Origin of the sequence: Streptomyces niveiscabiei (assembly GCF_033794345.1) — a bacterium.
In the GTDB taxonomy this organism is placed as follows: domain Bacteria; phylum Actinomycetota; class Actinomycetes; order Streptomycetales; family Streptomycetaceae; genus Streptomyces; species Streptomyces niveiscabiei.
Genome location: NZ_JARAYJ010000016.1, coordinates 106329 through 129656, shown reverse-complemented (window position 1 = coordinate 129656; position 23328 = coordinate 106329). Strand labels below are relative to the sequence as shown.

Annotated in this window: 19 protein-coding genes; 9 read left to right on the top strand and 10 right to left on the bottom strand. The window is 73.7% G+C overall.

The genetic code is table 11. The annotated features are described in order from the left end of the window. The first annotated feature begins 5 nt into the window (after positions 1-5). From PV682_RS22865 to PV682_RS22845, 5 genes are all read left to right on the top strand, one after another. Positions 6-1505 carry a ketol-acid reductoisomerase gene (locus PV682_RS22865; protein ID WP_319732710.1) on the top strand — a complete coding sequence of 500 codons (1500 nt, stop codon included), beginning with the start codon at positions 6-8 and terminating at the stop codon, positions 1503-1505. 175 nt (positions 1506-1680) lie between these two features. Beyond that, positions 1681-2583: an NAD(P)-dependent oxidoreductase gene (locus PV682_RS22860; RefSeq protein ID WP_319732708.1), complete on the top strand. Its 903-nt coding sequence runs from the start codon at positions 1681-1683 to the stop codon at positions 2581-2583. A 146-nt stretch (positions 2584-2729) separates the two neighbouring features. Further along, on the top strand, positions 2730-3002 hold the full coding sequence (locus tag PV682_RS22855) for an SHOCT domain-containing protein (protein ID WP_319732706.1): 273 nt from the start codon (positions 2730-2732) through the stop codon (positions 3000-3002). Then, the gene (locus PV682_RS22850; protein WP_319732704.1) at positions 3002-3892 is read left to right on the top strand and encodes an ABC transporter ATP-binding protein; all 891 of its coding nucleotides are present in this window, start codon (positions 3002-3004) and stop codon (positions 3890-3892) included. Before PV682_RS22855 ends, PV682_RS22850 begins: the two co-directional genes overlap by 1 nt. Continuing rightward, positions 3889-6570 (top strand): ABC transporter permease, encoded by a 2682-nt coding sequence (locus PV682_RS22845; protein ID WP_319732702.1) that lies wholly within the window; start codon positions 3889-3891, stop codon positions 6568-6570. Before PV682_RS22850 ends, PV682_RS22845 begins: the two co-directional genes overlap by 4 nt. 22 nt (positions 6571-6592) lie before the next feature. On the opposite strand, the gene PV682_RS22840 is transcribed toward PV682_RS22845, so the two are convergent. After that, on the bottom strand, positions 6593-7108 hold the full coding sequence (locus PV682_RS22840; protein ID WP_319732700.1) for an ATP-binding protein: 516 nt from the start codon (positions 7106-7108) through the stop codon (positions 6593-6595). A gap of 546 nt (positions 7109-7654) precedes the next feature. Here PV682_RS22840 and cds1 point away from each other — a divergent pair. After that, a complete protein-coding gene (gene cds1, locus PV682_RS22835; RefSeq protein WP_112476905.1) occupies positions 7655-8770 on the top strand; it encodes an L-cysteine desulfhydrase Cds1 in 1116 nt (371 codons plus the stop codon). A 10-nt stretch (positions 8771-8780) separates the two neighbouring features. Here the strand turns inward: cds1 and PV682_RS22830 are convergent, their stop codons facing one another. The 3 genes from PV682_RS22830 to PV682_RS22820 form a co-directional block, all read right to left on the bottom strand. Further along, positions 8781-9233 carry a GNAT family N-acetyltransferase gene (locus PV682_RS22830; RefSeq protein ID WP_319732697.1) on the bottom strand — a complete coding sequence of 151 codons (453 nt, stop codon included), beginning with the start codon at positions 9231-9233 and terminating at the stop codon, positions 8781-8783. Positions 9234-9237: 4 nt separating this feature from the next. Continuing rightward, entirely contained in the window at positions 9238-9732 is a 495-nt protein-coding gene (locus tag PV682_RS22825) for an SRPBCC family protein (RefSeq protein WP_319732695.1), read from the bottom strand. Between the two features lie 84 nt (positions 9733-9816). Continuing rightward, positions 9817-10644 carry a DeoR/GlpR family DNA-binding transcription regulator gene (locus tag PV682_RS22820; RefSeq protein WP_319732693.1) on the bottom strand — a complete coding sequence of 276 codons (828 nt, stop codon included), beginning with the start codon at positions 10642-10644 and terminating at the stop codon, positions 9817-9819. Positions 10645-10901: 257 nt separating this feature from the next. Here PV682_RS22820 and PV682_RS22815 point away from each other — a divergent pair, with 257 nt between their 5' ends. After that, the gene (locus tag PV682_RS22815; protein ID WP_407705721.1) at positions 10902-13250 is read left to right on the top strand and encodes a hypothetical protein; all 2349 of its coding nucleotides are present in this window, start codon (positions 10902-10904) and stop codon (positions 13248-13250) included. Positions 13251-13496: 246 nt separating this feature from the next. Here the strand turns inward: PV682_RS22815 and PV682_RS22810 are convergent, their stop codons facing one another. The 5 genes from PV682_RS22810 to PV682_RS22790 all read right to left on the bottom strand — a co-directional run bounded on the left by PV682_RS22810 (position 13497) and on the right by PV682_RS22790 (position 19782). Further along, positions 13497-14954 carry an alpha/beta hydrolase gene (locus PV682_RS22810; RefSeq protein ID WP_319732691.1) on the bottom strand — a complete coding sequence of 486 codons (1458 nt, stop codon included), beginning with the start codon at positions 14952-14954 and terminating at the stop codon, positions 13497-13499. Positions 14955-15037: 83 nt separating this feature from the next. Beyond that, the gene (locus tag PV682_RS22805; protein ID WP_319732816.1) at positions 15038-17482 is read right to left on the bottom strand and encodes a right-handed parallel beta-helix repeat-containing protein; all 2445 of its coding nucleotides are present in this window, start codon (positions 17480-17482) and stop codon (positions 15038-15040) included. A 120-nt stretch (positions 17483-17602) separates the two neighbouring features. Next, entirely contained in the window at positions 17603-18208 is a 606-nt protein-coding gene (locus PV682_RS22800; protein WP_055722682.1) for an Rv1733c family protein, read from the bottom strand. Positions 18209-18419: 211 nt separating this feature from the next. Beyond that, complete coding sequence (locus PV682_RS22795; RefSeq protein WP_319732688.1) at positions 18420-19244, bottom strand: MOSC domain-containing protein; 825 nt, start codon at positions 19242-19244, stop codon at positions 18420-18422. Between the two features lie 40 nt (positions 19245-19284). Continuing rightward, positions 19285-19782, bottom strand: coding sequence for a DUF6643 family protein (locus PV682_RS22790; protein WP_319732686.1), 498 nt, complete (start codon positions 19780-19782; stop codon positions 19285-19287). A 226-nt stretch (positions 19783-20008) separates the two neighbouring features. On the opposite strand from PV682_RS22790, the gene PV682_RS22785 reads away from it, so the two are divergent. Continuing rightward, the gene (locus PV682_RS22785) at positions 20009-21163 is read left to right on the top strand and encodes a TerD family protein (protein WP_319732684.1); all 1155 of its coding nucleotides are present in this window, start codon (positions 20009-20011) and stop codon (positions 21161-21163) included. Positions 21164-21224: 61 nt separating this feature from the next. Here the strand turns inward: PV682_RS22785 and PV682_RS22780 are convergent, their stop codons facing one another. Next, positions 21225-22403, bottom strand: a complete 1179-nt coding sequence (locus PV682_RS22780) for a glycosyltransferase (protein WP_407705723.1) — start codon at positions 22401-22403, stop codon at positions 21225-21227. Between the two features lie 69 nt (positions 22404-22472). Between PV682_RS22780 and PV682_RS22775 the strand changes: the two genes are divergently transcribed. Beyond that, positions 22473-23258, top strand: coding sequence for a glutamate racemase (locus PV682_RS22775; protein ID WP_319732680.1), 786 nt, complete (start codon positions 22473-22475; stop codon positions 23256-23258). Positions 23259-23328 lie beyond the last annotated feature (70 nt).

The window sequence follows — 23328 nt, the reverse complement described above, 5'->3', positions numbered from 1 at the left end:
CGGACATGACCTCCTCCCGCACCCCGGACACGGCCTTCACCTCCCGTGTCTTCCCCCTCGACACGCTCGACGTCCCCGGCGGCACGGAGACCGTCCTCCCCGGCGGACGCCACCTCTTCCCCCTCCTGCCCCGGGCGTTCGCGGGCGTCGAGCGGATCGGCGTCCTCGGCTGGGGCCCGCAGGGCCGGGCCCAGGCCCTCAACCTCCGCGACTCCCTTGCCGGTTCACCGATCCGGGTCACCGTCGGACTGCGCCCCGGCTCCCGCTCGGCCGCCGACGCCCGCGCCCTCGGCTTCACCGAGGAGGACGGCACCCTCGGCGACTGGCTCGCGGTCGCGGCCGAGAGCGACCTCGTCCTCCTCCTCGTCTCGGACGCGGCCCTCGCGGCCCAACACACGGAGATCTTCGGCGTGTTGAAGCCCGGCGCCGTCATCGGGCTCTCGCACGGCTTCCTCCTCGGCCATCTCCGCGAGACCGGCGGGGAGTTCCCGCCCGGACACGGTGTCATCGCCGTCTGCCCCAAGGGCATGGGCGACTCCGTCCGCCGCCTCTACGAACAGGGCGCGGAGGTCAACGGCGCCGGGATCAACAGCAGTTTCGCCGTGCACGCCGACCCCGACGGCCGCGCCACCGACCTCGCGCTCGGCTGGTCGGTCGCCCTCGGGGCGCCGTACACCTTCCGGACCACCCTGGAGAGCGAGTACCTCTCGGACATCGTCGGCGAACGCGCCATCCTGCTCGGCGCCGTGCACGGCATGGTCGAGAGCCTGTACGGACGGTTCCGGCTGGCCGGGGACGACGAGGTCACGGCGTACACGAGGTCCTGCGAGGCGGTGACCGGACCGATCGCCCGGACCGTCTCGCGCGCCGGACTGCGCGCCGTGCGCGAGGAGTTGGACGCCGAGGGACGGGACGTCTTCGACCACGCGTACACCGCGTCGTACGGGCCCGCGCGGGAGATCGTCGCCGAGATCTACGACGAGGTCGCCGACGGGACCGAGCTGCGCAGCGTGATCCTCGCCGAACGGCGGCTCGCGGCGCGGGAGATGAGCCGGATCGGCGGGTCGTCGATGTGGGCGGTGGCGCCCCGAGTGCACGCCCGGCGCGGTCAACTCGGCGAGATCGGCCGGTCGTTCGGTGTCGAGCCGTTCACCGCCGGGGTGTTCGTCGCGACGATGGTCGCCCAGATCGACGAGTTCGCTGAGCGCGGGCACCCCTGGTCGGAGATCGTCAACGAGTCGGTGATCGAAGCCGTCGACTCGCTGCTGCCGTACATGCATGCCCGCGACGTGGCCCACATGGTCGACAACTGCTCGCGAACCGCCCGGCTCGGGGCCCGGCGCTGGGGGCCGCGGTTCCAGGCGGCGTACGAACAGGTCGCGTTCCCGGCGGCCGAACTGCCCGCCGACGACGGCCTGTTGACGGCGTTCGACCAGCACCCGGCACATCGGGCACTGGCCGCGGCGGCCCGGTTGCGGCCGTCCGTGGACATCTCCGTGGCGTGACGAGAGCCGGCGCGGTGCGGGCCGGTGGGAGCGGGGCTCGGGCTGACGCGGCCGTGACGCCCGCGACTTCCGCGCCGGCCGCGCCAGTTCGCCCGACGCCCGCGTGAGCAGCGAGGATGGGCGGGACCACCCCGCTGGACCGGGAACACCCCCGCCGTATCAGAAAGCTGACGTCATGACCGAGAAACTCACCGTGACCGTCCTCGGCACCGGCATCATGGGCGCCGCGATGGCCCGCAACCTCGCCCGCGCCGGGCACACCGTCCGGGCCTGGAACCGCACCCGGGCCAAGGCCGAACCGCTGACCGCCGACGGGGTCACCGTCGTCGGCTCCGCCGCCGAGGCGGTGCGCGGCGCGGACGCGGTCGTCACCATGCTGTACGACGGCGGCGCGGTCCGGGACGTCATGCGCGACGCGCTGCCGGGCCTCGGGGAGGGGACGCTGTGGGTGCAGTCGACCACCGCCGCGCTCGACTCCGTCGCGGAGCTCGCGGAGTTCGCCCGCGGCCACGGCCTGGTGTTCTTCGACGCGCCCGTCCTCGGCACCCGGCAGCCGGCCGAGGCGGGGCAGCTCACGGTGCTGGCGGCCGGCGCCGAGTCCCAACGCGCCGCCGTGGCCCCGGTGTTCGACGCGGTCGGCGCCCGCACCGTCTGGACCGGTGAGGAACCGGGCGGCGCGACCCGCCTCAAACTGGTCGCGAACAGCTGGGTGTTGGCCGCCACCGCGGCCACCGGCGAGGTCCTCGCCCTCGCCCAGTCCCTCGACGTCGACCCCCAGGACTTCTTCGCCCTCATCGCCGGCGGCCCCCTCGACATGGGCTACCTGCACGCCAAGGCGGCCCTCATCCTCGAAGACCGGCTCTCCCCGGCCCAGTTCGGCGTGACGACAGCCGAGAAGGACGCCCGCCTGATCGTCGAGGCGGGCCGGGCCCACGGCGTCCGCCTCGACGTCGCCGAGGCCGCCGCCGAACGCCTGGCCCGGGCCGCCGCGGCGGGACACGGCGAGGAGGACATGGCGGCGGCGTACTTCGCGAGCTTCGGGCCGGACCCGGCGACCGGCGCGGCACAGCGCGACTGACCCGGCCCCGGGGGAGTACCGCACACCTCCGCGCGTACTCCCCCGGAGGTACGCGAGATGCCGCCACCCGTGCGACGCCCCCACCCCCCTCCCGGCGAGAGCCTCGGCAGTGTCAGATGAAGCGCTGCCGAAGGAGATGACCGGCGATGGACACCCTCGCGAGCGGATACGGCGGCCCCGGCCCCTGGATCCTGCTGTTCCCCCTGTTCTGGGCGGCTGCCGTGGCCGCGGTCGTCACCGTCGTACGCCGTACGGGCGGCTGGCGCGGGCGTACGCGCCCCGGCGCACGCGCCCTCGGGGACGCGCCCCTCGCCGTTCTCGGGCGGCGTTTCGCCGCCGGGGAGATCGACGAGGAGGAGTACTGGCGCCGCCAGTCGGTGCTGGAGGAGCACTTCGGGCGCAAGGGCGGTGACGCGTGATGACGACGACAGCCGCCGCGCGGGTCACCGACGCTGTGAAGGTGTACGGCGCCGGCGACACCGCCGTACGCGCGCTGGACGGCGTGAGCGTGGAGTTCCCGGCCGGGCGGTTCACCGCGATCATGGGGCCGTCCGGGTCGGGGAAGTCGACGCTGATGCACTGTGCGGCGGGGCTCGACACGCTGACCTCGGGGGCCGCGTGGATCGGTGACACCGAGCTGGGCGCGCTGGACGACCGGCGGCTCACCGTGCTGCGCCGGGACCGGGTGGGGTTCGTGTTCCAGGCGTTCAACCTGCTGCCGACGCTCACCGTCGCCGAGAACATCCGGCTGCCCCTCGACCTCGCCGGGCGCCGCGGGGACGGCGAGTGGATCGACGCGCTCATCGACGTCGTCGGCCTGCGCGACCGGCTCCACCACCGCCCTTCGCAGCTCTCCGGCGGCCAGCAGCAGCGCGTCGCCGTGGCCCGCGCCTTCGCCGGCCGCCCCGACGTCGTCTTCGCCGACGAGCCCACCGGCAACCTCGACTCGCGCGCGGGCGAGGAGGTCCTCGGCCTCCTCGGCCGTACGGCCCGCGAGACCGGCCGCGCGGTCGTCATGGTCACCCACGACCCGCTCGCCGCGGCCCACGCCGACGAGATCGTCTTCCTGACGGACGGCCGCTTGGCCGACCGGATGCGGGCGCCGACGGCGGACCGGGTGCTGGACCGGGTCAAGGCGTTCGACGCACGGCAGGGCGAGGCGCGGTTGGGCGAGGTGCGGTCGGGAGAGGCGCCGGCAGGACAGGCGGCCGGCGGCGCGGCACGCCCTGCCGGTGCCGCCGACGCCCGCCCCGTAAGTCGCGGCCAGACGTGGCCCGGACCCACGCTCCCGAGGGAGGCCCGGTCATGAACGACACCACCCACGACAACGCCCCACCCACCCCGCCCCCCACCACGCCCGCATCCACCTCAACCACCTCCACCTCAACCACCTCCACCTCAACCACCCCCACCTCAACCACCCGTACCTCGACCGCCCCCACCCGCACCACCCTCCGCCTCAGCCTCACCACCCTCCGCGCCCACCCCCGCCGCTTCGCCGGCACCTTCCTCGCCGTCTTCCTCGGTGTCGCCTTCCTCGCCGGCACCCTCGTGATGGGCGACACCCTGCGCGCGGGCTTCGACACGATGTTCGGCAGCGCGACGGCCGGTACGGACGCGGTCGTGCGCGGCGCGGACGCGATCACCACGCCGGGCGACAGCCAGGGCGTACGGCGGCCGGTGCCGACCGCGCTGGTGCGCGACCTCGCCGGCGTCCCCGGCGTCGCCGCCGCCGAGCCGGACATCCAGGGCGCAGGGCAGCTCCTCGGCCGCGACGGGAACCCCATCGGCGGCAAGGGCCCGCCCACCCTCGCGGGCAACTGGATCACCGACCCGCGCCTGAACCCGTACCGCCTGGCCGAGGGCCGCGCCCCCGCGCATCCCGGAGAGGCGGTCGTGAACCGGGCCACCGCGAAGAAGGGCGGCCTGCGTCTCGGCGACACGACGACCCTGCGCACCCCCGACCCCGTACGGGTCAGGATCGTGGGCCTGGCGACGTTCGGCGGCGCCGACGGCATGGCCCAGGTCACCTACACGGGCCTGACCCGGGCGGACGCGGAGCGGTACCTCACCGCACGCCCCGGCTTCGCGACGAGCATCCTGGTGCGGGCGGCGGACGGGGTGAGCCAGCAGGAGCTGGTCGAGCGGCTGACTCCCGTGCTCCCCAAGGGAGTCGAGGCCATCACCGGCCAGGAGTCGGCCCGCGAGGACACGGACATGATCGCCCGTCAGTTCCTCGACGTCTTCACCGCGTTGCTGCTGGTCTTCTCCGGAATCGCCCTGCTGGTCGCGACGTTCTCCATCCACAACACGTTCGCGATCGTCGTCGCCCAACGCACCCGGGAGAACGCCCTGTTGCGGGCGGTAGGGGCATCCCGGCGGCAGGTCACGGCAACCACCCTCACCGAGGCGGCGGTTGTGGCGCTCACCGCCTCGGCGGCCGGCCTCGCGGGCGGCCTCGGTATCGCCGCCGCGCTCAAGGCCCTGTTCCCGGCGATCGGATTCCCCTTCCCCGACGGCGAGTTGGTCATCGGCGCGCTCTCGCTCACCCTGCCGCTGCTGGTCGGCACGGTGGTGTGCCTGCTCTCCGCGCTGCTCCCCGCCGTACGGGCCGGACGGACGGCACCGCTCGCGGCGCTGCGGGACGTGGCGGTCGACGCGTCGGGCACGTCACGCGGGCGGGCCGTCGCCGGGGGCGCGCTGCTGGCGGTCTCGGCCTGCGTCCTGGTCTCACCGTCCTTGTGGACGGCGGGAGTCGGCGCCGTACTCGTCCTCGTGGCCTTCGTCGTGCTGGGCCCGGTCGCGTCGTCGGCCGTGATCCGGGTGCTCGGCGGACCGCTGGCGAGACTGCGGGGCGTCACCGGCGCCCTGGCCCTGCGCAACGCGCTGCGCAGCCCCCGGCGGACGGCCGCCACGGCGAGCGCGCTGATGATCGGCGTGGCCGTCGTGTCCCTGTTCACCGTGTTCGGGGCCTCGCTCAAGGAGACGATGGACCGGACCGTCGCGCGGTCCTTCGCGGGCGATCTCGCCGTGAGCGCACCGGCGTTCGGCGCGGGCGGCAGTGGACTGAGCCCGAGGCTGGCCCCGGCGCTCGACAGGCTGCCGGAGGTCGACACGGCCGTGGGTCTCGGCAAGGGAGTGGCCGAAGTGAACGGCGACGGCAGGGAACTGACGGTCACCGACCCCGCCGCCCTCGCCCGTACCTTCGAACTCGGCGCGATCCAGGGCGACATGGCCTCGCTCGGCGCCGACGGCCTGGCCGTCACCCGCGCGGAGGCCCGCAAGCGGCACCTGACGCTCGGCTCCACGGCCCGCCTCACCTTCACCGACGGACAACGCCTCACCTTCACCGTCCGTGCCCTGTACGGCCGTTCGGAACTCGCCGGCGACTACGTCATCACCCGCCAGGCATGGGCCCCGCACCGCACGCAGGACCACGACACCCTGGTCGCGGTGTCCCTCAAGAAGGGCGTCGGCGAACACGCCGGCAAGGCGGCCGTCGAGCAAGTCGCCGCGCGGTACGGCGATCCGGAGGTGCAGACCCGGGAGGGGTACGCCCGGTCCTCGGCGGGCGGCATCGACATGATGCTCACCCTCGTCTACGCGCTGCTCGCGCTCGCCGTCCTCATCGCGCTGCTCGGCATCGCCAACACCCTGACCCTCGCGATCCACGAACGCACCCGGGAACTGGGGCTGTTGAGGGCGGTCGGCCAGACCCGCGCGCAACTGCGGGCGATGGTCCGCTGGGAGTCCGTCCTGGTCGCGGCGTTCGGCACGACGGGCGGGCTGGCGCTGGGCGGCTTCCTCGGCTGGGTGCTCGTCAGGGCTTCCGACGGGGCGAGCGACAGCGAATTCGCCTTCGCCGTACCGGTGTCGAGGCTCGCGGTCGTCGCGCTGGTGGGGCTCACGGCGGGCGTGCTCGCCGCGCTGAGGCCGGCCCGCAGGGCGGCACGACTCGGTGTGCTGGGAGCCGTGGCCGTGGAGTGAGAAGGTCGCCGGGAAGCCGGTGTCAGACCCGGGCCGCCGCCCGGTGCGGCGCGGCCACGGGGTGCGGGGCGGCGAGGTCGGCGGGCGGCATCACCTTCGGCGGAGGGCTCACCGGGTCCGCCGCCGACAGGGTGAACCACACGACCTTCCCGTCCTCCCCCTCCGACCGCGCCCCCCAGCTCTCGCTGACCGCCGCCACCATCGCGAGGCCCCGGCCGCAGGTGGCCAGCGCGTCGATGTCGCCGAGACCGTCGAGATCGTCTGGTTCCGTCACCACCGGCAGCCGGGGGTCGTGGTCGCGCACCGAGACGGTCAGCTGCCCGAGCAGCAGCTCCATCTCCACCACGCAGGTCTTGTCCGGCCGCGCATGACGGTGGACGTTGGCCAGCAGCTCCGTCACACCGAGCGCGGCCCGGTCTATGAGGGGGTCCAGCTGCCAGTACCGCAAATGCGCGGTAACGATTCTGCGGACCTGGCCGATCCGCGCCGGCAGAGCTTGCAGCTCCACCGTGCAGTGCCTGTTCGGGTTGCTGATCACGCTGCGACTCCCCGACGTGAGGTCCGGAAGAACACGGAGTTCGGATCGTTTCGGCAGCGCGTCCCGCACAGCGGCCGGCTGCGTTCGTGGCCGGCGGGCTGGTTCGCAGCGTTATCGCCGGTAAACCCAGAGTGACGTGAGTTCAGGGTGGCTCAGGGGGAGCGGGGGCGCAACTTCGAGGGAAGACGGACCTCCGCGCGGCCGGAGCCCCGGTCCGCCCCGTACCCGCCCGGCCGTGGCGGTGACCGGAGTCTGCTGTCGATGCGGACGCCCGTCGCCGTGGACTCCGGCTCCGTCATGCCGCTCCGCCCCCTTGCCGCCCGTGAGTGATGTCCGCCCCCGGTGCCGTGCAGTCTGCCGCCCGGGGACGTACGGCACCAGTGCTCCGGGCGGGCCGGCGGCGCTCGCCCGGAGCACTCGCGCGAATGCGCCCCCCGAGGGTTCCTTTGGGCCGCTCAAAGGTGTGTTTATGCAGGTGGGAAGCGTGTGACAGGTGTCTATGATCGAGGCGACGGCCGCCTGAGCGAGCGTGTGAGGAGCCCCGCCGTGACCACCCCCCAGCAGACCTCGACCCTGGACGAGGACCGCAGCGACGACGCGTACCGCGCCTGGCTGAAGGACGCCGTGCGCAAGGTGCAGGCGGACGCGAACCGCTCCGCCGACACGCACCTGCTCAAGTTCCCGCTCCCCGAGGACTGGGGCATCGACCTGTACCTGAAGGACGAGTCGACCCACCCCACCGGCAGCCTCAAGCACCGCCTCGCCCGCTCGCTCTTCCTGTACGGCCTGTGCAACGGCTGGGTCCGCCCGGGGCGCCCGGTCATCGAGGCGTCCAGCGGCTCCACGGCCGTGTCGGAGGCGTACTTCGCGAAGCTGATCGGAGTCCCGTTCATCGCCGTCATGCCGCGCACGACCAGCGCGGAGAAGTGCCGGCTGATCGAGTTCCACGGCGGCCGGTGCCACTACGTCGACGACCCCCGCACGATGTACGAGGAGTCCGCCCGGCTCGCCGCCGAGACCGGCGGGCACTACATGGACCAGTTCACGTACGCCGAGCGCGCCACCGACTGGCGCGGCAACAACAACATCGCCGAATCCGTCTTCAGGCAGCTGGAGCTGGAGCGGTTCCCCGAGCCCGCGTGGATCGTCGCGACGGCCGGTACGGGCGGCACCTCGGCGACGATCGCCCGGTACGTGCACTACATGCAGTACGACACCCGGATCTGCGTCGCCGACCCCGACAACTCCTGTTTCTACGAGGGCTGGACGACCGGCGACCCCGACGTCACCTGCGACTGCGGCTCCCGTATCGAGGGCATCGGACGGCCCCGCATGGAACCGAGCTTCGTGCCCGGCGCGATCGACCGCATGATGAAGGTCCCGGACGCCGCGAGCGTCGCCGCCGTACGCGCCCTGGAGTCGGCCATCGGGCGCAAGGCGGGCGGCTCGACGGGGACCGGGCTGTGGAGCGCGCTGAAGATCGTCGCGGAGATGGTCGCCGAGGGGCGGCAGGGGAGCGTCGTGACGCTGCTGTGCGACCCCGGGGACCGGTACCTCGACAAGTACTACTCCGACGCGTGGCTCGCCGAGCAGGGGCTGGACATCGCGCCGTACAGCGAGGCGATCGAGGCGCTGCTGGCCACGGGGAAGTGGCAGGGCTGAGAGCGGTCCGTCAGACCGGCAGCGAGTACCGCACCTTGTCCTTCCCGCGGGCTCCCAGCCGGTCGTAGAACCTCATCGCGCCGGCGTTCCACACGGGTGTCTGCCACTGCACCTCCGCGAGCCCCAGTGTCCGCGCCTCGGCGATCACGGCGTCCATCAGCCGCGGTCCGAGCCCGAGTCCGCGGTGGCCGTCGCGCAGGAACAGGCAGTCCATGTGGAGGTACTCGGTCCCCTCCCAGGTCGAGATCTCCGGTGCGCACGAGGCGTACCCGACGATCTCGCCGTCGTCCGTCCCGGCGACGAAACAGCGCAGCCGCGCGGGGGTCTCGCCGAACAGCAGACCCTCCAGCCGCCGCGCCAGATCGGCGGGCGGGGGCGCGGCCTTCTCGTACGCCGCGTGCTCGGCGGCGAGTTGTGCGACGGTGGGCAGGTCGGCGGGGCGCGCGTGCCGTACGAGAGTCATACGATCATGATGCACGCCCGCCCGGACCGGTGCCCTCCAGCCTCTTGTCCAGCTCCCGCACCGCCCCCCGGAACGCCCACCCCATCCCCGGCCCGGCCGCCTTGAGGGCGAAGCGCAGCGGAAGCACCCCGTCCGCCGCGAACGTCCACCGCACCCGTGTCCCCGCGCCCACCGGAATCAGCCGCCACTCCTCCACGAGCGCCTTCAGCCCCGGCGCGTTGACGGTGTCCAGGCGGTAGGCGTACACCTCGGGCGCCTTCGCCGCGAGGATCGTCTCGCGGAACCTCCCGCCGCCCACGAGGTGGATCTCCCGCTCCCCGCCGTCCCCGAGGGGCCGCGCGCGTCTGACCTGGCGGAACCACTCGGCCCAGCCGGGGACGTCCTCGGCGAGCGCGTGGAAGACGGCCTCGGGAGCCGCGGACATCTCCTGCGCGAACACGAGGCGGACGGGCGCGGCCCGGACGAACTCAAGGCCCACCGGGGCCAGATGACGTTCCATGCGAAGTCCCCCTCCTGCTCGCGCACCCCGACGACCGGGAAAATCACCTTAGTTGACGGACCGTCAGAAGTCGTCGCCCGTACGTCACATGTCCACGGCCTGCACGGCCTCTCCCGCCACCACGACCCGCAGATGCTCCGCCATCTCCGTACGGGCCGCCGCCGGCAGCCCCGCGTCCGTCACCAGCGAGTCCACCTGGTCCAGCGTCGCGAACGAACTCAGGCCCACGACACCCCACTTGGTGTGGTCGGCGACCACCACGACCCGCCGCGCGGAGTGCACGAGGCGCCGATTGGTCTCCGCCTCCGCGAGGTTGGGCGTCGACAGGCCCGCCTCGGCCGATATGCCGTGCACGCCGAGGAACAGCACGTCGAAGTGGAGCGCGGCGATCGCCTGGTCGGCGACGGGGCCCACGAGGGAGTCCGAGGGGGTGCGGACCCCGCCGGTGAGGACGACGGTCGCGGCGCCCTGACGCGGCCCGGACGTGCGCTGCGCGGCGTGGAAGACGTCCGCGACCCGCACCGAGTTGGTGACGACGGTCAGGTCCGGGACGTCCACCAGCCGGTGCGCGAGCGCGAACGTCGTCGTACCGCCGGAGAGGGCGATCGCGCTGCCGGGGGCGACGAGCCCGGCGGCCGTCCGCGCGATGTCCTCCTTCGCCGTGAGTTCGAGGCCCGACTTCGCCTCGAAGCCCGGCTCGTGGGTGCTGGCCTCGACGACCGGCACGGCGCCGCCGTGCACCTTCTCGACGACGCCCTGCTTCGCGAGCGCGTCGAGGTCGCGGCGGATCGTCATGTCGGACACGCCGAGCCTGCGCGTGAGTTCGTTGACCCGGACACCGCCCCGGCGGCGCACCTCGTCGAGGATCAGGGCGCGGCGCTGCTCCGCGAGGAGGTTCTGATTCTCGCTCACGTACGCTCCGGTCCTTCCCGCGTCGAACCCCGCCCGGTCGGGTCGGGACGGTCCATCCTCGCACGTCGCAGGCGCTGTCGCGGCCCCGTTCGGCAGAGTCCGGGGACCACAAGCGCTTGCTCCCGAACGCCGTCTCGTCACGGTTGTCTCACGGAACGGGGAGATTCCGTGACAACAGGTGTGCACAAGGGCCGTAGCGGCCATCCTGGCTGGGCACGGAAAGATGCCGACGGCGCGTCACGGGGGAAGTGCGAGCAGTGGAACGAACCATCGTGGGCGGGGTACCGAGCCCCGCCGGACCACCCGGAGAGGGACAGACCGGGAAGCCGGCCGTCGCCCTCGAACTCCTCGTCCACGGGGTGGGCGGGGCCACACCGGAGAAGATGCTCGACGACCCGCGCACGGTGCGGGTCACGGGGGACGAGACGGCGGCCGTCTACCGCCGCGCCGACGACGCCGACGCGGAGACCCGCGCGGGCGCGTGGGGGGAACACGATGACCACGACGACGCGGAGTCCCGCGCGGGCGCGCGCCTGGACCGGCCGATCCCGGAGGCGTACGTCTGGTCCAACCTCACCTCCGGCAACGGCACCCGCGCGCTGTGGCTGTTGCTGCTGCCGTTCATGGTCGTCAACCTCGCCCACTGGATGCGCCCGGCGGCCCGCGCGGGCACGCGTACGGTCCGCGCCTACGGCCTCCTCGTCCGCCTCGCCGCCCTCTCCCTGACGGTCCTTCTGGTCGCCGCCGCCTGCGAGGTCGCCCTCGACCTCACCGCCTGGCAGTGCGCGGGCACGCGCGCGTGCGCGGAGCGCCACACCTGGCTCGGCTTCCTCGCACCCGGCGGCTGGTGGGGCCAGCCCGGCCGCCGCCTCGCGCTCGCGGCCCTCGTCCCGACCGCGCTCGTCGCCCTGCTGTGGTACCTCTCGCACCGCACCTGGCGCGCGTACGAGTCGCAGGAGCCGGTGCCCCGCACGGACGGCGCCGACGCCGTGACGACCCTCAGCCGCCCCGGCTTCTGGTACGGCCGCCGCCTGGTCTCCCGGCTGCGCGCCGCGCACACCGCGGCGGGCCTCCTGACGGTCGCCGCGACCGTCGGCACGGCCGCCGCCCGCCGGGACCACGACAGCGGCTCACCGGCCCTCCTGGACGCCCTGGGGCACGTCCTGGAGGCCGTCCTGCTCGTCGGCGCGGTCTGCGTCGTGTGGGTGGTCTGCGGCCGGGGCCGCACCGAGGAGCGCCTCGACCACAAACTCGACCGCCACCTCGTACGCCGCCTGCCGCTCGGCTCCCTCGCCGTGCTGGCCCTCGCCCTCGTGTACGCGGCCTGGTCGCGGCCCGGCTGGACCTCGTCGGGGCGCCTGCCCGGCGACCTCACGTTCGGCGGCATCGCGGTCGCCCAGGGCGCGGTCGCCGTCGCCCTCGCGGTCGTCGCCCGCAAGCTGTACGACGCCGACCCCGAGCACCGCTCGGCCCTGCGCGGCCTCGGCGGCCCCGCCGTCGTCATGCTGGCGTGCGCGCTCGGCGGCGTGATGTCCGGCGGCGTCGCCCAGCGCGTCGCCGACTGGCTGGACGGCACCGGCGGCGTCCTGCCCGGCCCGCCCGTCCTGCTGACCTGGCAGGCCTCCGTCATCCCGGCCGTCCTCCTCGTCGTGCTCGCCCACTGCTCGCTCCTCGGACAGCGCGCCATGAGCAGGGCGAAGGCACAGGAGCCGGCCGTCGAGAAGCAGTACGGCGTCGAGGACGGCGACCCCGCGCGCACGCGCACGATCTCCCGCGCGCGGGCGATGGCCGCGCTCACCGACCGGGCACCCCTCCTCGTCGGCGTCACCTCCGGGGCGACGCTCCTGCTGGGCACGGTCGCCGTCGTGGGCGCGCTGGCCAGCGGGAAGACCCCGGTGGGGGCCGCCGCCGGGACGTACTCGTTCGTCGAGGGCGCCGCGCGCACGGGGCAGGCGCTCGGCTCGTGGCTCATCGGGTTCGCGTTCCTGACGTTCGTCACCTGGGGGCGGCGCGCGTACAAGGACCCGAACGCCCGGCGCACGATCGGCATCCTCTGGGACGTCGGTACGTTCTGGCCGCGCGCCGCGCACCCCTTCGCGCCCCCCTGCTACGCCGAGCGCGCCGTCCCCGACCTCACCTGGCGCATGACGACCTGGACCCGCGCCACCGGCGGCCGGCTCGTCATCTCCGGCCACTCCCAGGGCAGCGTCCTCGCCGCAGCCGCCGCCTGGCAGCTGGAGCCCGCCGACCGCAAACGCGTCGCCCTCCTGACCTACGGCTCGCCCATCGAGCGCCTCTACGGCCGCTGGTTCCCCGCCCACTTCGGCCCCGACTCCCTCAAGGCCCTGCACGAGGACGTCGACTGCTGGCGCAACCTGTACCGCCTCACCGACCCGATAGGCGGCCCGGTGCGCCTCCCGGACGTCGACTGCAAGCCGTTCGAGGACCCGCTGGAGTACGGCCGGACGACGCTGCATCCGCTGCCGGCGCCGTTGCTCGGCCACTCCGACTACCAGGCCGATCCGGGGTTCGCGCGGGAGCGGAAGCATCTGCTGGCGCGGCTCGGGTTCGGGGGACGGGTGGGGCGGCCGACGGCGGAGGGCTGAGGCGGGGCGTTCGGGGCGTTCCGGGGTGTTCTGGGGGGCGGGGCGCCTGGAGTCTGGGGCGCTTGGGGCGCTTGGGGCGCTTGGGGCCTAGGGTGCCTGGCGTGACGGTGCTCTCGGTCGGCCGGCGCCCTGGTCGGCCGGCGCGCGGGTCAGGCCGGTGCTCTGGCCGGCCACCGGCTGGGCCTGCCACTGGCCCGGTCGGCAAGCGCCGGAGCCCGCTGCCGCCCCGGCCGGCCCTCGCCCCGGTCAGTCGCAGACCACGTCCCGCGCGGGCCGTTCGCCCGTCACCAGGTACCGGGTCACGAGCCGGTCCGCGCACGGGTGCGTGCCCAGGTAGACGCCGTGCCCGCCGCCCTCGACGGTGACCATCCGGGCCCGGTCGCCGAGCGCCGTGCGCAGCTTCAGCGCGCCCGCGTACGGGGTGGCCGGGTCGCGGCGGAACTGCACCATCAGCACGTTGGACGGGCCGTCGCCGGTGATCCGGACCGGCTTCCGCGCGGGCGCGTCCTTCCAGAACGAGCACGGCGTGATGTTCGCCGGCATCCCGGCGGTCAGCGGATACCGGGCACGGTTCCCGGCGACGGAACGCTCGTACGCGGGCACGGAGTTCGGCCAGCGGACGTCGTTGCAGACGACCGCCATCGTGACCGCCGCGTCCTCGTCGGGCAGCGGGCCCGCGATGTCCGGGGTGAGCTCCGGGGTGGCCGCCGGGTCCATCACCTGCCGTATCAGCCGGGCGAGTTGAGGGAACGAGGCGTCGTTGTAGAGGACCGTCTGCATCGCCTGCCGCAGCCGGTTCCCGGTCAGCGGCACACCCGCGGTGGTCGTCCCGCGCGGCTGCCGGTCCAGCCCGGCGGCGAGCGACAGGAACAACTCCCGTACCTGCTCGGGTCGTTCGGCCAGCCGCAGGTTTCCCCGCGCGGGGTCGGCGGCCCACGCCGCGAAGTCCGGGAACCGGTCCTCGGCGCCGACCGCCATGTTCGCCAGCCACCCCCGGGCGACCTTGCGGGGGTCGGGGTCGTCGTTGCTGTCCAGCACCCAACGGTCCGTGCGCGTCGGGTACTTCTGCGCGTAGACGGCCCCCACGTACGTCCCGTACGACACCCCGTACGCCGACAGCTTCTCCTCGCCGAGCGCCACCCGGAGCCGGTCGATGTCACGGGCCTCGTTCAGGGTGCTGAGGCTGCGCAGCAGGGGCCCGCCGTTGTCGGCGCAGGCCCGAGCCGTACGCCGGGCCCGCTCGACGTTCTCGGAGATACCGCCGTCCGCTGCGGGCCAGGACCTCAGGGTCACCAACTCCCGGTCCTCGCCGGGAAGTTCGCAGCGTGCCCGCGAACTCGCGCCCACCCCGCGGGGATCGAAACTGACGAGGTCGTAGGTGCCGCCCAACTCCCGCCGCAGCGCCTCCCCTTGCTGCGAGAGCCGCTTGATGCCGGAGCCGCCCGGGCCGCCGGGGATGACCAGCAGGGTGCCGCGCCGGGCCTCGGCGTCCATGCCTGCCAACCGGGAGACGGCGAGGGTGACATGGGGACCGCCGGGGTCGTCGTACGAGAGGGGGACGGAGAGTTCGGCGCACTCCTGGCCGGGGATGCCGCAGGGGCGCCAGTCGAGGCCGGAGGGCTGTGAAGCCGTCGCCGGAGTGGCCGTCAGGGTCAATGCCGCGAGAGACAGGGCGAGTACACGGGGAATCGTCATGCCGACCATGCTGTCCGGGCGCCGGACGCGTCACCATCCGGCGGGCAGCATGATCGGGGTGGGGCTTGCCCCCGTACGAACGCCCTCGGTCCTTACGGCAGTTCGGGCAGGTCCACCGCGTACAGCAGGGTCAGTTCGTCCGTGCTCGGCTCCAGGACCTGGGCGATGCGGCTCGCGTGCCGTTCCACCATCGCCTCGAACGTCTGGCGCGCGGTGCGGCCGTTGCCGAACGCGGGGCCCTTCGGGATCGCCTCGAAGTACTTCAGGAGGGCCTCGGGGGCGCCACCCGCGAGCCGGTACTCGTGCTCGTCGGTCTGCTGCTCGACGATCCTCAGCAGTTCCTCGGGGCCGTAGTCGCCGAAGGTGATGGTCCGTGAGAAACGGGACGCCACACCGGGGTTGACGGCCAGGAAGCGCTCCATCTCGGCGGTGTACCCGGCGACGATCACCACGACCGCGTCGCGGTGGTCCTCCATCAGCTTCACCAGCGTGTCGATGGCCTCCTTGCCGAAGTCCCGTCCCGCGTCCTCCGGCGAGAGCGCGTACGCCTCGTCGATGAACAGGACGCCGCCACGGGCCCGTTCGAACGCCTCCTGCGTGCGGATCGCCGTCGACCCGATGTGCTCGCCGACCAGGTCGACCCGGGACACCTCGACCAGGTGCCCCTTCTCCAGGACGTCCAGCGCGGCGAGGATCTCCCCGTACAGGCGCGCCACCGTCGTCTTGCCGGTACCGGGGGAGCCCGTGAACACCAAGTGCCGTTTGACGGACGCCGCCTTGAGGCCCGCGCGCTGCCGGCGCCGGCCGACCTCGATCATGTCGATCAGCGCCCGCACCTCGCGCTTGACGCTGTCCAGGCCCACCAGCGCGTCGAGTTCGGCCAGGACGTCCTTGGGCGCCTTGATCTCCATCGTCCGCTCGGACACCGACGGCTCCGCCGCCACGACCGGCCGCTGCTCCGGGACGGCGCTCAGCAGCCCGGTGGTCTGGACGGCCGTCTCGCGAGCGGTGAACGACTCCGGTGCCGTCGCCGCAGGGGTGCGTACCCCGCCGCTCTCGTCGCTCGTGCAGTCCTCGACCAACGGCCCCGAACCGGGCGCCGAGTCGGGAGCCTCGGCGAACTCGTAGCCACCGCGCGCGCACCGCTCCGTACGGCACTTGCGCAGGGTCGTGCGGCTGCCGTCTATCACGTGGAAGCCGTAGCCGCCGCTGCCCGTGACCTTGCAGCCGACGAAGGAGCCCCGGCCGCCCGCCGACACGTAGAACCCGGCCTCGGCGGGGGAGTCGACGGTGCACCGCTCGACCGTCGGGTCGGCGCCCTTCGTGACGATCACGCCGGTCTGGACCGAGTCCACCGTGCAGTTGTTCAGCGTGCCGCCGCTGCCGTGGTCACGGAACCAGGCGCCCGTCGCGGCCTCGCGGATACGGCAGTCGTCGAGCTGCGCGGTCGCGCCGTCGCTCACCGAGACGGCCGTGTTGCGGACCTGCGTGAGGTCGCTGTCGACGACGTCCGCGCGCGAGCCCCGGTCCAGGACGAACAGGGCGTCCGGCACGTCGTGGACGCGGCAGGAGTCCAGGACGGCCGTCGCGCCGTCGCTGACCCACACCGCCGGGTAGTCGCCGGTGCTGTCGAAGATCTCGCACTGGTTGGCGTCCACCCGAGTGCCCGGGTCCCACACCGACAGGCCGTTGCGGCCGAACCGCCGCACCGAGGTGCGGGTCAGCGTCAGGACGCTGCGCGAGCGCAGGTCCACCGCGTTCTCCGGGATGTCGTGGATACGGCAGTCCGCGAGCGTCAGCACCGCGTCCGTGTCGAGGGTGACGCCGTCCGCGGTGGTGCGGTGCACATCGCAGTCCGTGAAGTGCGCGGTGGCGCGCGCGGTGACCTGGACGCCGCTGCCGCGCACCTCGTAGATCTCGCACCCCACCGCTTCCAGCGCCGAGTTGTCGCCCGTCACGCTGACGCCCGTGCCCGAGGCGTGGTGCACGCGGGAGCGCTCCAGGCGCGGGTGCGCACCCCCTCGTACGGCGACCCCCGCCTGCCCGGCGGCCAGCACCTCGCACTCCTCGAAGACCCCGCCGCCCCCGTCGAGGACGGCGATGCCGATGCCCGCCGGGTTGTCGACCGTGCACCTGCGCACCGTCGGCCGCGCGCCGCCGCGCACCTCGATGCCGGCCGCCGAGCGCGTCACGACCCGCACGTCCAGCAGCTCCGGGGTGCCCTCCTCGACCAGCAGCGCGGGCGACGTCGCGTCCTGGCCCTCGACGTGCAGGTCCTGGACGACGGCGGAGGCGCGCACCGTCAGCGGCACGCCGTCCACGGGGGCGATCCGCACCGAGCCGGGGGCGCCCTCGGGGCCGCGCAGGGTGACCGAACGCTCGACGACGAGGTTCTCCCGGTACGTGCCGGGGGCGACGGTGAGGACGTCCCCGTCGGCCGCGGCCTCCAGGGCGGCGGCGAGCGAAGCGTACTCACCCGTGCGGCGCCGCCACCGCGATGTACCGGTGTGCGTCACCTGGACCGTGCCCTGTGCCATGACGATGCTGTGCCCCCACCTCGTGATACGCGGGTCGATGCCGAAGAAGGTCGGCTGGTCCACCGTAGCGTGCGCGCGGGTGGTGAGTTGACCACCGGCGAGGTGCGCGGTGCGCCCGCCTCAACTGCCGGTGCCGGTACGCCCCCAGTCCGGGCCCGCGCGGTCCCACGCCTGGTCCCAGCGGGCGTAACGGCGGCGGACCATCGTCCACACGACCGCCCGGCGCGCGCTCTCGACCAGGCCCGCGGCGCACAGGGCGGCGCCCAGACCGGCCAGCACGGCGTGGGTCTTGGCCGTCGCCACGTCCAGGGGGCGGCTCATCGGGCGGCCCTTGTCGTCGGTCCACAGGGAGAAGCGGTCGCCCGCGTGCGGGGTGTCCAGCGCGGCCGTCACCGGGCCGTGGTGCGAACTGCCGTCCGGCGCGGTCCAGTCGGCCTCCACGCGGCTGCGCGCCTCCCGGCCGGAGACGGCCTCCGGGTCCGTCACGAACGCGGAGCCCTTCAGTTCCTTCACGACCGTCGCCGTCGTCTCGAACCGGGTGCTCGCCTGGTCACGCACCGACCTCATGAGGGCGTCCTGCACGAAGGAGCCGACGACCATGCCGGCCACCGGCGCGACGACCAGCACCAGCAGCAGGGCGCCCGCCGCCACCCACGCCTCGACCAGGTCCGTCGTACGGCGCACCGGGTTGTGCCGCCAGCGCCACAGTCCACGGATCGCTCGCACCGCCTCGCACCCCCTTCCCGATCCGTCATAACCCCCGCGCCCGCCGTTCATCCTCGATCCCGGTCGAAGAGAGAGCCAGATCACCTGCGCGCGGGCTCTCTCCGGGACGGCTCGGCCCATGAACGTCCGGGTCTCATGAACTTCTCACGTAGCGTCAACGCCCGAGGTCCGGCCGCTGGTTCCCGGGGCGAAGGAGGAAATTCCGGCGGGTTCAGTCCAGGATCCGGACCGGGTCCCCGACCCGGATCACCCCGCGTGTGAGGGGCACCAGGTTCTGGCCGAAGACCAGCTTGCCGCCGATGCGGCGGTGCCGGCCGAGGGTGTGCAGGGGCTCCTTGCCGCGCTCGGCGGTGGCCTGGTCGGTGGTGGTCACCACGCACCGGCCGCACTTCTTCGCGGCCCGGAAGGCGACCTCGCCGATCGTCAGGTGCGACCAGCCGTCCTCCGCCCACGGCTCGGTGCCGCCGACCACCACGTTCGGGCGGAAACGGTTCATCGGGAGCGGGCCCTCGGCGGCGTGCTCGCCCTGCGCGATCAGCGAGTTGAGGGCGTCCAGGGAGGCCGTCGCCGTGACGAGCAGGGGGTAGCCGTCCGCGAAGCCGACCGTCTCGCCGGGGCGCGCGTACTCCGGGTCGACCGGACGGCGGGTCGCCGGGTCGTCCAGGTGCACCAGGCGCACCTCGTCGCCGAGGAACGCGCTGCACCACGCGTGCGCGCGCGAGTCGGCCAGGACGCCCTCCACCTTGTCGCGGAAGATCTCCACGACGACCGTCTCCGCCGGCTCGGGCACCGCGACCTCCAGCGGCGCGAGACCGGGCGCGGACAGCAGAACGCCGCCACCGGGCAACGGCTCGGCGGCGGCGAGCGCCAGACGCGGTCGCTGGCGCTGGGTGACGACCTTCCCCCCGTCGTCGACCAGCGCCCACCGCCGGTCCCCGGCCGGCCCCCAGGGCTCCACGACGGCCTCCCGGGGGCTCACCCCCCGGAACGCCTTCACCGGATGGACGTGGATCGACAGCAGTTCCGCAGAGGCCATGGGGCAATCCTGCCAGGCGGCGGGGACGGCCCCGGGGGATCTAGTAACCGCGGTACTGCTGTTGCTGGTTGTACGGGTCCTGGTAGGGAGCCGGGTTCGGGCGCGGTGCCGCCGGGCGCATCGCCTCGTACCCCGAACCGCCCGCCATCGGGTTCGCGCCCATGGGAGCGCCCATCGGGCCCCCGCCCATCGGGCCTGGCTGGGGCTGCATCGGCGCCTGCGCGGCCGGGTACCCGCGCTGCATGGCGCCCTGCGGCGGGACGTACGCCGCCGGGGCCTGCTGGAGCGGAGCGGGCTGCTGGGCCTGCGGATAGCCGTAGGGCGCCTGTGAGGGGCCCGCCGGGAGGGCGGGCAGCGCCGACGGCAGCGCGGGCAGGTTGCCGCTCGGCATGCTCGGCACGTCGTAGGCGGCCGGGACCCGGATCGGGGCGATCTGCGGGGTCCCCCGCTCGGCCACGAGGGAGTCGTAGATCGGGGTGTCCGGGAAGGAGGCGGACGAGTAGTAGCCGCCACCATAGGTGGAGCGGGGGGAGGTCATGGCACCTAAGGTAAGCCCACGAAGAGCCGGTTGGGGAGACGGGTATGCGGGTTGTTTTCCGTGCCGGGAGTGGCCCTGTATCCCCAATACGAGCGAACGTGGGAAAAAGGGGCGACAATGCGGGTTGGAATTGTGTAAAGAGCAAGTTCCGGCGGGGTTTCCGGGGGCCGAACGGACGTGTTCCCCTCCCCTCGGCGGGAGTTGAGCCGGAGCCGAAAGGGGCCGCATGCCCATGCCGTCGTTGTCCAAGGGAGCGAACGTACCGGTGCCCACGACGGCGCTGACGATCGAATGCGGACGCCGCTCGGGCCCCGGCGTCCCCGACGTCGACGCCTCCGCACTCCTGCTCGTCGGCGGAAAAGTGCGCTCCGACGACGACTTCGTGTTCTACAACCAGCCCGCGCACGCGTCCGGGACCGTCCGCCACGAGGGCAAGCGCACCTCCGGCGACCTCGTCACCGACACCCTCGTCGTCGACCTCGCGCGCGTGGAGCCCGACGTCGAGACCGTTCTGCTCGCCGCCTCCGCCGACGGCGGCCCCTTCGGGAGCGTCCCCGGGCTGTACGTCGAGGTCCGCGACGCCGCGCGCGGGACGGTCGTCGCCCGCTTCGACCCCGCCGGCGCGAGCGTGGAGACCGCGTTCGTCCTCGGCGAGCTGTACCGCCGCCAGGGCGCCTGGAAGTTCCGCGCCGTCGGACAGGGCTACGACAGCGGCCTGGAGGGCCTCGCGACGGACTACGGCATCACCGTCGACGAACCCCAGCGCCCCGCACCTCCCGTACGGCTCACGAAAGTCACCCTCACCAAATCCGCCCCGTCCGTCTCGCTCACCAAGCAGGGCGGCACGTCGGGCGCCCTGCGCGTCAACCTCAACTGGCAGTCCCGCTCCGGCTCCACGCACACCGGCCTCGACCTCGACCTGTGCGCCCTGTACGAGCTCGCCGACGGCCGCAAGGGAGTCGTCCAGGCCCTCGGCAACGCCTTCGGCGCGCTGGAGAGGCCGCCCTACATCCACCTCGACGGCGACGACCGCACCGGCGCCGTCGCGGCCGGCGAGAACCTCACCGTCAACCTCGACCACGCCGCCGACCTGCGGCGCGTCCTGGTGTTCGTGACCATCTACGCGGGCGCGCGCTCGTTCGCCGACCTGCACGCGACGGTCACCCTGAGGCCGCAGCACGGCGCGCCGGTCGACTTCTCCCTCGACGAGTGCACGGTCGCGTCGACCGTGTGCGCGCTCGCGCTGATCACCAACACCGGGGGCGATCTCGTCGTCCGCAGGGAGGCGCGGTATCTCGTCCCGGAACGCGGGGTGAGTCCGCAGCGGACCGTCGACCGCGCTTATGGGTGGGGCATGAACTGGACGCCGGGCCGGAAGTGAAGCCGGAGGGGAAGTGAAGGAGTGGCGGCGAATAGGCGGAGAAAGCCTTTTCCTTGAGTAATCAACTTTCGTCCGGGACGGCTTCCGCCACCGCTTCCGGGCGCGTATAAGTCCGCCCCTTCCACGCCGCTCCCCGTCCCCGGTAGTGCTGCACCGCCGAGTCCACCGTCATCAGCAGGTACAGGAACGCCGTGAACGGCAGCAGGAACGCCTGCCACAGGGGCTCACGGTAGTAGCGGACCATCGGGACGTACGTCGCCGTCATCACCGCCCACGCGAGCCCGCCCAGGGCCGCCACGGGCCCGCTCCCCGCCGCGAGGCCCACGACGAGCGCCAGCGGCGGCACCAGGTACACCAGCGCCAGCCCCAGGACCGTTCCGGCGAGCAGCAGGAGGTTGTGCCGCAACTGCGCGTACGCGCTGCGCGAGACCATCCGCCACAGGTCGTGCAGACGCGGGTACGGCCGCACGCTGTCGACGTGCTCCGCGAGCCCCAGCCAGATCCGCCCGCCGCTCCGCTTGACGGCCCGCGCGACCGCCACGTCGTCGATCACCGCGTGCCGCACCGCGTCCGGGATCCGCGCCCGCCCCGCGGCATCCGTCCGCAGCAGGACACAGCCGCCCGCCGCCGCTGCCGTACGCCCGCCCGCGCGCGCGATCCACCGGAACGGATAGAGCTGCGCGAAGAAGTACACGAAAGCGGGGACGACGAGCCGCTCCCAGAAGCTCTCCACGCGCAGGCGCGCCATCTGCGACACCAGGTCGTAGCCGCCCGCGCGCGCCGACGCCACCAGGCCGCGCAGGCTGCCCCGCGCGTGCGCGATGTCGGCGTCCGTCAGCAGCAGGAACTCGGGCTCCCGCGCGCGGGCCAGCGCGACACCGTGCCGTACGGCCCACAGCTTGCCCGTCCAGCCGGCCGGCGGCTCGCCCGGCGACGACACCGTCAGCGGCAGACCGCCGTACCGCTCCGCCAGGGCGCGCGCGAGGGTGCCGGTGCCGTCGGTGCTGCCGTCGTCGACCAGGAAGACCTCCGCCCGGCCCGGATAGTCCTGCGCCAGCAGGGACGGCAGGCTCAGCGGGAGGACGGCGGCCTCGTCGCGCGCGGGGACGACGACACACACGTCCGGCCAGTCGGCGGGTTCCTCGGGGGCGGGCGGCAGACGCACGTCCGTGCGCCAGAAGAAGCCCTGGCACAGCAGCAGCCACAGCCAGGCGACGAGGGACAGGGCGGCGATCCACACGAAGGCGCTCACCAGCGCAGTGTGCCCCACGGCCGGGGCCCGGGCCGGGCCATCGTCTATCGTGGCCGGGTGAAGATCGCGCTCATGGACTCCGGAATCGGCCTGCTGGCGGCCACCGCTGCGGTACGGCGACTGCGCCCCGACGCCGATCTCGTCCTCTCCTTCGATCCCGAGGGCATGCCCTGGGGCCCGCGCACCCCCGAGGACGTCACCACGCGCGCGCTGGCCGTCGCCGAGGCGGCAGCCGCGCACGCGCCGGACGCGCTGATCGTCGGCTGCAACACCGCCACCGTGAACTCCCTGCCCGCCCTGCGCGCGCGCCTGGAGCCCGGCATCCCCGTCGTCGGCACCGTCCCCGCGATCAAGCCCGCCGCCGCCCTCGGCGGCCCCGTCGCCATCTGGGCCACCCCCGCCACCACCGGCAGCGCCTACCAGCGCGGCCTCATCCGCGACTTCGCGGGCGGCGTCAGCGTCGCCGAGGTGCCCTGCTGGGGCCTGGCCGAGGCCGTCGAGCACGCCGACGAAGCCGCCATCGACGCCGCGATCACCGCCGCCGCCGCGCTCACGCCCGACGAGGTGACGACCGTCGTCCTGGGCTGCACCCACTACGAACTCCTCGCCGAACGCATCCGTACGGCCCTCCAGCGGCCCGGCCGCCCCCCGCTCGTCCTGCACGCCTCCGCCGACGCCGTCGCCGCCCAGGCGCTGCGCCGCATCGGCGTCCCGCCCGCGCCCGGCGCCCCCGCGACCGGCGGGCTGACCGTCCTCCTCAACGGGCGCGAGGGCGTGCTGCCGGACGCCGCGTTCGCGTACGCGGAAGGCCGCTCGCTGCCGGTCCCGTCGGTCGCCTCGTAGCGCGTGACCCGCTCGGACCAGTCACTCCGCGAGACGGGCTCCCCGCCGGGAGAAACCTGAGTAACCTCGT